Annotated in this window: 8 protein-coding genes; 6 read left to right on the top strand and 2 right to left on the bottom strand. The window is 65.9% G+C overall.

Annotation, left to right across the window (positions count from 1 at the left end; all coding sequences use genetic code 11):
• Positions 1–40: 40 nt before the first annotated feature.
• On the bottom strand, positions 41–850 hold the full coding sequence (locus ABIE56_RS03975) for a serine/threonine protein phosphatase (protein WP_429242531.1): 810 nt from the start codon (positions 848–850) through the stop codon (positions 41–43).
• A gap of 322 nt (positions 851–1,172) precedes the next feature.
• Between ABIE56_RS03975 and ABIE56_RS03970 the strand changes: the two genes are divergently transcribed.
• The 6 genes from ABIE56_RS03970 (at position 1,173) to lanKC (ending at position 10,215) form a co-directional block, all read left to right on the top strand.
• The gene (locus tag ABIE56_RS03970) at positions 1,173–1,937 is read left to right on the top strand and encodes an ABC transporter ATP-binding protein (RefSeq protein ID WP_429242530.1); all 765 of its coding nucleotides are present in this window, start codon (positions 1,173–1,175) and stop codon (positions 1,935–1,937) included.
• A gap of 14 nt (positions 1,938–1,951) precedes the next feature.
• Positions 1,952–4,318, top strand: coding sequence for an ABC transporter permease (locus tag ABIE56_RS03965; RefSeq protein WP_429242606.1), 2,367 nt, complete (start codon positions 1,952–1,954; stop codon positions 4,316–4,318).
• 8 nt (positions 4,319–4,326) lie between these two features.
• A complete protein-coding gene (locus ABIE56_RS03960) occupies positions 4,327–5,697 on the top strand; it encodes a sigma-54-dependent transcriptional regulator (RefSeq protein WP_429242529.1) in 1,371 nt (456 codons plus the stop codon).
• 11 nt (positions 5,698–5,708) lie between these two features.
• Positions 5,709–7,046 (top strand): sensor histidine kinase, encoded by a 1,338-nt coding sequence (locus ABIE56_RS03955; protein WP_429242528.1) that lies wholly within the window; start codon positions 5,709–5,711, stop codon positions 7,044–7,046.
• Positions 7,047–7,253: 207 nt separating this feature from the next.
• Complete coding sequence (locus tag ABIE56_RS03950; RefSeq protein ID WP_429242527.1) at positions 7,254–7,385, top strand: hypothetical protein; 132 nt, start codon at positions 7,254–7,256, stop codon at positions 7,383–7,385.
• Positions 7,386–7,536: 151 nt separating this feature from the next.
• The gene (lanKC, locus tag ABIE56_RS03945) at positions 7,537–10,215 is read left to right on the top strand and encodes a class III lanthionine synthetase LanKC (RefSeq protein WP_429242526.1); all 2,679 of its coding nucleotides are present in this window, start codon (positions 7,537–7,539) and stop codon (positions 10,213–10,215) included.
• Between the two features lie 4 nt (positions 10,216–10,219).
• Here lanKC and ABIE56_RS03940 read toward each other — a convergent pair whose 3' ends face one another.
• Positions 10,220–12,517, bottom strand: a complete 2,298-nt coding sequence (locus tag ABIE56_RS03940) for a TonB-dependent receptor (RefSeq protein WP_429242525.1) — start codon at positions 12,515–12,517, stop codon at positions 10,220–10,222.
• Positions 12,518–12,526 lie beyond the last annotated feature (9 nt).

Here is a 12,526-nt window from a genome sequence, read left to right as displayed (position 1 = left end):
GAACACGGGACGAAGCCGTGATGGTAACCCGCGCCCATCGCTACGTGGCGACGTGCCGTACGGCTTCGACCACGGCGGTAAGCATGTCGCAGTCACCATCGCTGAGCACATCGACCATGAGCGCGGCGACCGCCATGGCAGCAAAACCTTTGCGAACGGCACCGATGGCGGCGCCCATCGTGCCGAGCTTACGGCCGAAAAGGCGCCCTGCGCGTTCCAGGAACGACAGCTTGCGGGCGATGCGATGCACCTCCAGCGCCACCTGCGGGGCCACGCCATCGGCTTCCTCGCGGATGAGTTCGGAGAGCACATCCATGCGGCCCACGTAATACCGGCTGATACCCGTCGTGAACATGACCCAGTCGCGCGCCTGGGCTTGCGGCAGCGTCATGATTTCGCTGGGGTCTTCTTCGAAATCGATGAAGCCAACGCCGTGGTCGCCGACGGTGATGTTGCGCGCGAAGGCCTGGCCCAGGTAGCCGCCGTGCCGGTGAAGTTCGCCGATGGCGTGTGCGGTCGCCCGGACCAGGATATCGGCGTCGTTGGCGCTCTGCAGCCGTTTCAGGCGGTGCGCCAGCGTAGGGCCCATGTCGCTGAGGATAAGGCTGCGCGGGCCTTCGCCGAGAATGCGCGGCACCGGCGCGCCGCAGGCACGCAACGCCTCGATACGCCGGGATTCGACCTGCTTGGCCGCCTCGCCTGCATGTCGCGGCGGCGAGCGGAGCGCATTGAGCTCAAGGCGTGCCGCAAGGCTGTTCCACAGGCGGACCAGGGCGGGGCGCAGCCAGCTATCGGCTTCGTATCGTTTGAGCCAGGCGGTACGACCGCCCAGGGAGAACCGTTGAACCATGAGTGAAACTCCATGCGTGACGGGTGCTCCGGCGCCCCCGCGCTACGGCCCGCTCGCCACGCCCAGGAAATGTAGCGGCCATGCCGCTCTCCCCCCGTAAGCTAATTGTAAGCTTTGGAGTACAGCAATTCGACCCATCCGTCGGTATGGGCTTTGTGTGCCGTAAGGATTCCGTTAAGGAAGGGGCGACTTTCGGCATCTACTGCGTCAATTCGGCAAGAGTGCTTGTTTCGCCTTCGCGCGCCCTTGGCGTTGTCGCGACACATCCTATGGTGGAGGCCCGGCCGCTTACCCACCGGCCGCGTCCCCAGCGAGGTCGCGCATGCGTTCGCCCCAACCTTCACCGGTTATCGAGATGCGCGGTGTCGGCAAGGTGTTCCTGGCTGGCGCCATCGAGAACCATGTCCTCACCGATATCCACCTGGCCATCGGGCGCGGTGAGTTCGTTGCCATTGCCGGCCCGTCCGGCTGTGGAAAAACCACCTTGTTATCGCTCATGGGCCTGTTGGATCAACCGACCCACGGCGAGATGCGCTTTCTTGGCGAGCCGATCGGCGGCCTGGGACGAAGGCAGACGGCGGCACTGCGCAATGCGCACGTCGGGTTCGTCTTCCAGGCCTTCAACCTCGTTGCCGACATGACCGTGGCAGAGAACGTGGCGCTGCCTCTCACTTTCCGTGGTGGGATCGGGCGGCGGGAGCGTGCGGATCGCGCCGGGGCTGCGTTGGCCAGTGTCGGCATGGCGCATCGCATGGGGCACTTTCCCGGGCAGCTTTCCGGCGGGCAGCAGCAGCGCGTCGCCGTTGCCCGCGCGGTCGTGGGTGAGCCGGCCATCCTGCTGGCCGACGAACCCACGGGCAACCTGGACCTGCGTAACGGCGAGAACGTCATGGCCTTGCTCAGCCGGCTGCACGCTGCAGGGACCACGATTTGCATGGTCACCCACGATGATCGATTCAGTGCCGCCGCCGATCGCACCGTGCGCTTGCTGGACGGACAAGTGGTGGACGAAGCAACGTTTCGCCAACTCCAGCGTGAGGCGGAGTGTGGTCTGGATGAACGGCGCATCATGGAGATCTTCCCTTGAATGGGCCGGGGGCCGTGACATGGCGGGCGTGCCGTCGGCTGTTCCAACGGCCAGGACATTTCGTTCTGGCATCGGCCACGCTGGCGTTGGCGGTCGGCGTGTTTTTTGCGACCTTCGCCTTGCTTGATGCACTGCTATTCACCCCGCCCGCTTTCCGCTACCACCCCCACGTAGTCTTGTACGGGGAGATCGTGCGGCCGTCTTCGCCACGTAGCCTGTCGGCCTCCCTCTACGATGCGACCGGTTCACCGCAAGGTGTTCTGTCCCGAGGACTGGCCCGAAGCGTCGAGCGCGCCAGCATCCGCAGTGGTGCCCATACAGGCCTGCTCGCCATCCAGCGGGTCGATCCAGGCTTCTTGCCTACCCTGGGCGTAACGCCGGCCACGGGCAGTTTGGCAATGGAAGCCGGCGGCCGTGATGGCGTGGCGATATCGTGGCGGCTCTGGAGATCATGGTTTGACAGCGACCCCGCGGTCGTCGGCCGATCCATCACCGTGGACGGCCGGGCACTTCCTGTCGTGGGCGTATTGCCTGCTACTTACCGGCTGTTCGATGACGTGGACGTGCTGCTGCCGCTGCGCCCCGCGCCAGGCGCGCCGGCTTCCGTACCGAACTACATGGCCGTGGCCCGGCTTGCACCAGGCGTTCCTGCCGATGGGCTGGTGGTGCGTCTCCAGCAGTTCGCCGCGTTGCGTGGGGATCGCGCCCCGGCCAGCCGCTTTGGGGCCACCTACATCAATGATGCCCTGACCCAGGTGAGCGCCCCGACGCTATGGCTTTTCCTTGCCTGCGCCGTGCTGGTACTTGCTACCGCCTGCGGAAACCTCGCTAACCTGGTGCTGGCGCGATCACTGGTGCGTAGCCGCGAGACCGCATTACGCCGGGCGCTGGGTGCCGGCTCGTGGGGGACGTGGGCGCCGACCGCGACCGAGGCCGCGATCATCGGCGTTACGGGCATGGTGGCCGGCGCGGCGCTCGGGTATGCACTTGTCCGGTCTGGCGAGGGGTATATCCCCGACGCCTGGCGGGTGAACGCGGGCATGCTTGCCATCGGTTGGCGGGTTTACGTTGCCACGGCGCTCATGGCGCTGCTTGCCACAGCGCTCGCGGCGATCGGCGGGACGCTGCATGAGCACGGCGACGCGTTGCTGCGTGAACATATCGCAGGTGGCCACCCGAATGCTGGGCGCGTTACCGCGGGTGCCATTCGCGTGGTGATGGTGCAGGTGCAACTGGCCCTGGCCACCGTGCTCTTATCGTTATGCGTCGTACGTGGCATGCAGGCGTGGCGTCTGGAGCATGTGCCCCCAGGGTTTACGCCAATGGCAGCGGCGGCAGCTCGCTTCCGCCCCGACCCCGCGCATTTCGACGCGCCGGCACCCATCGCGCAGGCGATGGCGGCGATCGACCAGCGCGCGAATCAACTGCCTGGGGTGGCTAGCGCGGGTGTCACAACGCAGTTGCCTGCGGGAACAAGCTTTAACGTGGCGTTCGCCGGCCGCGCGGGCGACCCCGTGGAAACCCAGTTTGCGATGTTTACGCCCGGCGCGCGCGCTGCGCTGGGCCTGCGCTTGCTGGCCGGCCGCGATATCGATGCCGCCGATACGGCAGCGGCGCCGGCGGTAGCGGTAGTCAACCAGGCGTTCCTCGCCAGCATCCCCGGTGCTGTCCTGGGCACGACGGTCCGCAAGGTGTCGCGCAGCCTGGGCAACCGTGACTTGCGCATCGTAGGCGTGGTGGCCGATACGCGCGATGCCGGCCCTGGGGAAGCGCCGCGTCCATGGGTTATCGTGCCCTTTGCGCAGCTCCCGCCTGGCGAGTTCGCCAGCTATCGCGGCCTGCTCTCGTATTACGTTGTTGCCCGGGGTAACAGCGATGCGGCATTGGCCGGCGTCGATCTCCCATCGGCCATGCGCGCGGTTGTGCCGTGGCTCGTACTTGATCGGCCGCGCTCGCTGGCGCGCACCTGGCGTGACTCGCGCGCAGGAATCGAACGCGATACGTGGCTTGCCACCTTGTTTGCAAGCGTGGGCTTGTGCCTGAGCCTGGTGGGTCTGTACTCGGCGCAGCGTGTCGAAGTGGCCTCGCGCCGCCGCGACCTGGCCCTGTGCGCGGCCTTGGGGGCGACGCCGCCGGACCTGTTCGGCATGTGCTTTGCCCATGGTATCGCCCGAGGCCTGCTTGGCATCTGCGTGGGCCTGGCGCTGGCGTTCGCCTGGAGCAGGTGGCCCCCTGCTGGCCTTTCTGCCGATATTCATTTCGACCCCGCCGCGGCCCTCGTGGTCGCGGTGGCCATGCTTGTGATGACGTCGGCCGTTGCGTTTTCACCCGCGTTTCGTTCGGCCGCGACAACCCCCTTGCTCGTGCTGCGAAACCAATGAGGTATCCCGTGAACGGTACCCTGATCCACGCCCCCGTCCTCGTCATCGATGATCACGCCGACATTCGCCTGGCGATGAGCATGTTGCTGCGTAGCGAAGGGCTGAGCATCGTCGAAGCCGCATCTCCGGATGCGGCCTGCGAGATCGCGGCTAGCCAGGCGCTCGCGTGTGCCATCGTCGACCTCAATTATACGGCGGATACCACCTCAGGCCATGAGGGGCTCGAACTGGTATCGCGTTTACGCGAACTCGCACCCGCGATGTCACTGGTAGTGATGACCGCCTGGGGAAGTATCGACTTGACCGTCGAGGCCATGCGCCGGGGGGCGGCGGACTTCATCGAGAAGCCGTGGAACCGCACGCGCCTGCTAAACACAGTGTGGGCCCAGGTGAGCCTGCACGACATGCGCGAGGAAAACCGCCGATTGCGCGCAGAAAGCCTGCTCAGCCGCGCAGGGCCGGCCGCCATCTGCGCGACGGAATCGTCGGCGATGCGTCGCGTGCTTGAACTGGTCGATCGCATTGCGAAGGGCGATTCGAACGTGCTTGTGCTCGGAGAGAATGGCACGGGCAAGTCAATGCTGGCGCGCGATATCCACACCTTGTCATCTCGCGCCATGCATCCGTTCATCCGGATGGACATGGGCAGCCTTCCTGAGTCTCGCTTCATGGATGACATGTTCGGCGACGAGTCGGGCATGCGCCCTGGGCGGTTCGAACTCGCCCATCGCGGCAGCCTGGTCCTGGAGGAGGTCTCGACGATTCCTTTGTTCCAGCAGGTGCGCCTTCTGCGCGTGATTGAAGAAGGCGAACTTGAACGCATCGGTTCCGGGCAGACCCGGCGCGTGGATGTCCGGGTCATTTCCACGACCAATGCCGACCTGGAGGCCGCCGCCCGAGCAAACCGTTTTCGCCTGGATCTTCTGTACCGACTGAACGCCATGCAGGTGCGGCTGCCAGCACTGCGCGATCGCCAGGAGGATATCGTTCCGCTCGCGCGGCACTTCCTGTTGCGCGAATGCCGGCGACTTGGGCGCGATGCGGCACGCTTTTCGCCTTCCGCCGAACGCGCGATGCGTGCATACGCGTGGCCAGGCAATATCCGCGAGTTAGAACACGCCGTGGAGCGCGCCGTACTTGCTGCGACGGAAACCGAGATCGATGCGGAGGCGCTGGCACTGCAGCGCCAGGAAGATGCTCCCTTGCTGCTTGATCGCATCACGCTTCCGGAAGCGGAACATCTGCTGATCCAGCAGGCGCTGGAGCGCAACGAGAACAACCTGCAGCGCGCGGCCGATGCGCTAGGCATCTCCCGCCAGTCACTCTATCGCCGACTCGACAAACGGCGGTTGAAAGATCCCTTCGAGCCGGTGGACTGAGGGTCCGCGCCTTGGCTGGCGAGTCGCCACCGGGCTTCGGGCCCGCACCCGCGACCGGGGCAGCGCTCTGGGCGCTTGGCTTCATCGCGCCGGTGACCGCGTCTGCATTCGCGGTGGCCTGGGATCCGGGCGCACCGCCGCTCGTACGTGCGGCCTTGCTGGTATCCGGCATCGGCGGCTCGTTGCTTGTGGGTTGGATCGGCGGCCGGCGCATCCTGGAGTCACTGCGCACGGTAACGGACCTGCTTGGTGCACTTCGGGAGGGCGACTATGGCTTACGCGGCCATGTGCGCCCCGGGCATGATCCGCTCCAGGGCCTGATTGCCGGGGTCAACGAGCTCTCCGATGAGTTACGCCACGGGCGCCTCGTGCGAACGCAGGCATCCCGGTTCCTCGCCAAGACCCTGGTCGCATTACACAGCGCGGTGATCGTCGTGGACGGCAATGGGGCCATTCGGCTGATTAATCCGGCGGCACGACGCCTGGTGGGTGCGGAGCGCCGGGCGGTGGTGGGGCTCGACCCGGGCACCCTGGGATTCGCGGAAGCGATGGCGGCAGCCGATGGAAGCATTCTCTCGCACCGTTTTGCCGAAGCGAACGGGCGGTGGGCGGTGCGGCGTGCCACCTGGTACAGCGACGGGCGCCAGCACACCCTGGTCCTGTTGCACGATCTAAGCGCCGCCCTCGGTGAGGAAGAACACCGCGCGTGGCAGCGCCTGATCCGGGTGCTGAGCCATGAGTTGAATAACTCGCTGGCGCCGATCGGCTCGCTGGCCGATACGCTCTCCCGGCTGCTGGAACGGCATGGTGCGGGTATTCCCCAGCAGGAACTCGCTGCCGGACTCGAGGCCATCGCGCGGCGCTCGGGATCACTCGCCCGTTTTGTCGGTGGCTACGGCCGGCTGGCGCGCTTGCCGCCCTTGTCCGTACAGCCGTTCCGCCTGGATATCGCCCTGTCGCGCATGGCGCGACTGGAGCAACGCGTACCGGTGGTGGTCGAAGGCCATGACGCGCTGGTCGTCGACGGCGATGAAGACCAGTTGGGGCAGGTGTTCATCAACTTGTTGCGTAACGCCGCTGAGGCAGCATTGCTGACCGGAGGCGGGGTGAGCATCAATTGGTATGCCGACGCCGGCGAGGCGTGCGTCCAGGTGGTCGACGAAGGCATTGGCCTTCCGCGGAGCGACTCGCTTTTCGTCCCCTTCTTTACGACCAAGCAAGAGGGGTCGGGCGTTGGCCTGACCCTTGTCCGGCTCATCATTGAAGCCCACGGGGGCAGCGTGGGCCTGGCAGATCGCACCGATGTACGCGGGGCTATCGCCACGGTTCGGCTCAAGCTCGCGTCATGAACGTGCGTCCGAAACCGGACGTACCTGTCCGTATCCGGACGGCTGCCGTGACCGGAATCGGACCGCACAGGTGAAAAGTGCGTGCAGGCGAGCGCAAATCGCACCGGTGGTTTCGTAAATGGATTGTGCGCAAATGCGGCCGCGACCTAGATTCGCCGCGCACACGCACTTCCGGCGTCGTGCACGCACCGGTCAAGGAGACCCACCATGCACCCCATCCTTTCGCTCCAGCACCTCGATATGGATGTCAGCGCACCCCCTGGCATCGAGACCAATCTGGGGAGTACGTACAGCGGCGCCGGCTGTATCGCGGGCGCTGCCGATCCGGGTGAAGGGTAACGGTGGCACCAGGTCGCGAACGGTACGTGAGTGGCCCGCCGCCCGGTACCCACCCGGCGTGCGTGGCTAATCAGTCAAACGGGAGGCAAAGGCTCCCGTGCCGGCGTCCGGGCCGGCACGGGGACTGGGCCGCTCCTGAAGAGGGATACGCATGGAGCGACACAGGCAACTATGGCCGTACACGGCAGTGGATCCCCAGTTCTTCGAGCCCTACTCACGGCACCGCGTTGAACCGGATGAGTTCGAGAACGTCGTTCGCCGGCAGTTGCCCGCCGCGTGGGCCCTGCACCGCTCAGGCATATGGCTACACGCCCAACCCCCCGCATGCCGGATGCCCGCCCAGGGCTGGAAGATCCACGTGTCTTCGGTGTCGGCGACAGCGCGGATCGTGCTCGCCATCACGGCGGCCATCCTGGTGGCCAACGACGTGGCCTTTAAATTCGCCGGCGACCTGCGGCTGCTTCGAGCGATCAATGGCAAACGCTGGCCGCGCGGCGGTGCCGGTAAATTCATTACGGTCTACCCCACCGACCTGCGCATGTTCCGCCGCGTCCTGGATGACCTGGCCGCCGCGCTCGGCGGCTATGTCGGCCCGTACGTACTGACGGATCGCCGACATCCTGAGTGCCCCATCGTGTCGTATCGCTATGGCGGCATGCTGAGCGATTACCGTATTGATGCGCGTGGGCGTCGCCAATGGCTGCTACGGCGCCCCGACGGTGGTGCGGAGCCAGATGATCGCGAGCCGCGGTACCGGGTGCCAGACTGGCTCGTCGACCCGCTGGGTGACGATACATGCGCACCGGCAGACGATACGCCGCTACTTGGTGGTGGCCGGTTCCGGCCACTCAAGTCCCTCGCCTTTTCGGCGGCGGGAGGTATCTATGTCGCCGACGATCTGTTCGAAGGGCGGCGCGTCGTGATCAAGGAGGCCCGTCCGTATATCGGTGCCGCAGAGCCGGCGACGGCCAGCCTGCGCAAGGAATACCGCCTGCTTCGCCGGCTCGCGCCACTCGCCGTGGCGCCACGGCCGATCGCGCATTTCCGCGAATGGGAGCACAGCTTCCTGGCCCAGGAGATGCTCGAGGGCGACACGCTGCGCATGTGGCTGGCGCGACGTTATCCAGCGCTTCGTGTCGATGCGTCGCGCGCCGATGTATCAGCGTACTTCGATGAATTGTGCACGGTGTTCGAGAGGCTCGCGGTAACGCTGAACGCCGTGCACGATGCGGGTATCTCAGTGGGCGACCTGTCGTTCCACAACATCATCGTCGAGTCTTCGGGTAACGTGCGCCTGATCGACCTGGAGACCGCCATTGAGGATGGCCTGGACCATGTCGCCGATGCGTGGACACCCGGCTTCGCCCCCAGGGACGTGTCGTGCAGCACACACGCGATGGCGGTGGCGGCGGATCGGTACGCCTTCGGGGCCAACCTGTTTGCAGCCTGCGCCCCGGTGAACGCGTTGCAGCCGCTGGACGCCATGGCCTTGCCGCGCTTTCTCACGCGCTTTGTCGATGAGATGGGCTACCCACAGGCCTACGCTGACATCGTTGCGGGGCTGACCCATGCCGCACCTGAGCGGCGCCCCGATCCGGTGAAGGCCATGGCAGTCTTGCGCGCCGCCGTGGCGGCGATGCCCCGCGATGGCTCGCCGGTACCGCACCGTACCCGGCCGCCCACTCCCGCGCCCGACGTAACGGAGCGCCTCTTTAGCTACCTTGAGCACCATGCCGGAGCGCCACGCATCGATCGCTTTGTGCCGGCGGGGCCGGAAGTATTCGAGGCCCATCCTTATGGGGTCGCACATGGCGCGGCCGGCGTACTGCACGCCTACCACCGCGTCGGCCGCGCGCCGCCTTCGAACCTGTTGCCCTGGCTCTGCGAGGGTGTGCAGGGTAACGATGAACTGGGAGCTGGCTTGATCGGTGGCGCGCCCGGTATCGCGTGGACGTTGTTCGATGCGGGTGAGCGAGCGCTCGCGACGGGCTTGCTACGCGCGTCCGCCCTCGAGGGTGCCGTGCGCGAGCAAGCCGGGCTGGACGACGGCGTGGCGGGCTGGGGCCTGGCCCGACTGAAAGCATGGCATGCCACGGCCGAGCGACCGTTCCTGGATGCGGCGTGTGAGGCGGGCGAGCTGCTGTTGGCCCAGGCCGTGGCCGGGGAGGGCACGTTGTGCTGGCCTGCCGCCCGGCGTCAACCGCTGGGCCTTGGCGAGGGTGCCAGCGGCATCGCCGTTTTCATGCTCCATTTGTACCTGGCGACGGGAAAGGGGCGCTACCTCACCGCCGCGCGCGGTGCGCTGGATTTCGACCTGGCGCACGCCGTACCCGGCCCCGGTGGTACCGCATCATGGCCGGCCTACGTGGATGCCGGGACCGTGCTGCCCTACCTCCGTGAGGGGACGGCCGGCGTGCTTGCCGTGGCTGCGCGGCTCTACGCGTGCACGGGGGAGTCGTGTTACCGCGATGCCATCATGGCGACCGAACGCGATCTCTTCCGCCGCCACGCGATTCGCCCTGGGCTATTCGATGGCCTTGCGGGCATAGGCGAGACACTGCTCGACCTTGCCACGTTCCTGCCCGATCGCGCTGTGCTGTACACGGAGCAGGCACGCCACGTGGCATGCGGCATCGAACCCTTTCTTATCCCGCAGGGCGAGGGCTATGCCGTGCCCGGTGCAGAACTGGCGCGGATCTCTTGCGATCTCGCTACGGGCAATGCCGGCGTGGGAAGTTTCCTCGTTCGGCTGTCCCATGGTGGCACCGCATCGTTCATGCTCGATGAAGCCATGCCGGCCGCCACGCAGCCGCGCTGCGTGGCGGCGTGAGCCGTCAGAGACGGAACCGCGCCTCGGCCAGCCACGTGCGCGACGGGTACGGGTAATACACGTAATAACGGCGATTCGTCAGGTTATCCACGCCGACGCTGAGCTCGACATGCTCGCTTAATGTCCAGCCGACCTTTGCATCGAAGGTCAGGAAATCGCTGGCACCACCGAACGTATCCGGATCGATGTCGCTGTGGTCCAGCGTGTTGTACTGCCTGCCGGAATAGCGGCCGGCGAGGGTGAGTGCCACGTTATCGCTGGCGTGCATCGTCGCCATCACGTTGGCCCGCCAGCGTGGTATGCGGTAGAACTGCTTGCCCTCGGACGCCGGGTTGCGGTGATTACGCACGGTGGTGGCCTGGGTATAGGCCGCGTTCGCGGTCAGGTCGAGCCATGGTGTGAAAACACCGGTGCCGTCGTAGCTCGCTTCCGCGCCACGCGTGCGTACCAGGTCGACGTTTTGCACGCTGGTGACGTTCGGGAATACCGTCGTATCGGTCTGGCTGAACAGCGTGTTGCGCGTGTCGCTGCGGAACACGGTAAAGCGCGTGATGCTGTCGGGGTGATACCACTCGGCGGAAAGCTCGCGTGAAAGATCATTCTCCGGCTTCAGGCTGGGATCGTTGTTGATGAGGCTGATGCCGTTGAAGGTGCCCTGAAACAGCTCGTTCACGGTGGGGAAGCGGTATGCCCGCGCGCCCGACAAACGCAGCATCAGCGAATCGCCGGCGGCGTAAGCGAGCGATACCTTCGGGGAGGTATGGGTTTCCTTCCGTTCCGGGTAGCCGGTGGTGGCCGATGCGGTGGCGCGTGCCCCGTTAAAAGCCCGCCATTGCTCATAGCGCGCACCGGCGGTGAGGCGCCAGCGTTCATCGAGCTGCCACGCATCCTGCACGTAGAGCGCCTGGGTTTGCGTGCTGCCGCCATTGGATGCGGTAAGCGCACCCGCGTCGCCACGACGCCAGTTATCGAGGGCGTACGACGCATTGTCCAGGCGGTAGCCGTCATAGTGGTAGCCAAAGCTCACCGTGTGCGTGTTCGCACCCATGGTGTCAGGGGTATGGCTCGCTCGCAGGTCCAGCGTGCGCCAGCGGCTGCCGTCGCCGGCGGTGAGAAGCCCCGGGCCATCGTACGTGACGGCGCTTGCCGTGCGATCGCGGTTCTGGTCCATGTCGAAGTACGAGACGTTGCCCTCCACGTTCCAGCCGGTATCGCGGTGCGTGCCCAGGGACAGCCCATACAGGTAATTTCGGCTCTGCCGCGTGGACGGTGCGAAGAAATTGGCGGGCAATGTGTACTGGCGGCCATCGATGCTTACGGGGCCGGACCAGGCCGGATTGCCGTTCGCATCACGAAGGAACGTATCGGTGCGGTGCGACAGATCCTGCTTCCAGTAGCCCAGCGTGGCGGCGGCCGTGAGCCCCGGTGTCAGGTCATAGGTAAAGCGTGCGTGCGCTTCGTCCTGGCTCGTGGCTTCCTGGCCCTCTGCATTGATGCCGAGCACTTCGCGGGGCAAGCCCGTGGTTCCGGTATCGCCGATCGCGCCGGTCACAGGGCGCCCCGAACCTGTGGTGGTGGAGCGATTCTGCACCGCGTAAACGAGCGGCTGACCATTCGATTGCAGGTGCGATACACCGATGAGGAACGCGAAACGGCCACTGCGATCACCGATCGTCGCGGTCTGCTTGCTGCCGCCGTAGTCGCGGTCCACACCATAGGTATGCACGTGTTGGGTGAACGCCTGCACATCACCGGTGACTTCGAGCTTATCCGGCATGCGCGTGGTCATGACCACCGTCGCGCCGATGCTGTTGCCGGGGTACAGCGCGGAATACGCGCCGTAGATGACATCGATGCGGGCGAGGTTATCCGTGAAGGCCATGGACCAGCGCGGCGGGTTCGCCCAGTTGTTACCCAGCAGGTTGGAGAGCAACAGGCCATCGAGGTACACCAGCCCGCGCGCGCTTTGCTGGTTGCTCGTACCACGTACGGAGAACGTCGCGTTCTCATCGCCCACGAAGCGCTTGCGGATGCCAAAGGCGGGAAGGTATTTCAGCGCATCCTCGGTGTTGACGATGTTCAGCCGTTCGAGCTTCGCCGGCGTGATCGTCTCCACGGCAGCGGGCATATCGGGATCCACCGCCGTGCCATGGCTGGTCGCTGACACCCGCACTTCATGCAGGTTGGTGGTGGGCGGTGGCAGGTCGGGTGTCTCGGCGGCGTGCGCAGCGAACGTATAGGCGCTCAAGGCGCAGGCGATGGCACGCGCGAGTACGCGTCCCTCGGTGGCAAGGAAAGGCATGGCGTCAGG

This window comes from Luteibacter sp. 621 (genome assembly GCF_050435445.1).
Classification (GTDB): domain Bacteria; phylum Pseudomonadota; class Gammaproteobacteria; order Xanthomonadales; family Rhodanobacteraceae; genus Luteibacter.
Note: the sequence above shows the minus strand (reverse complement) of the source record. Positions and strands in the feature narration are given on the sequence as shown.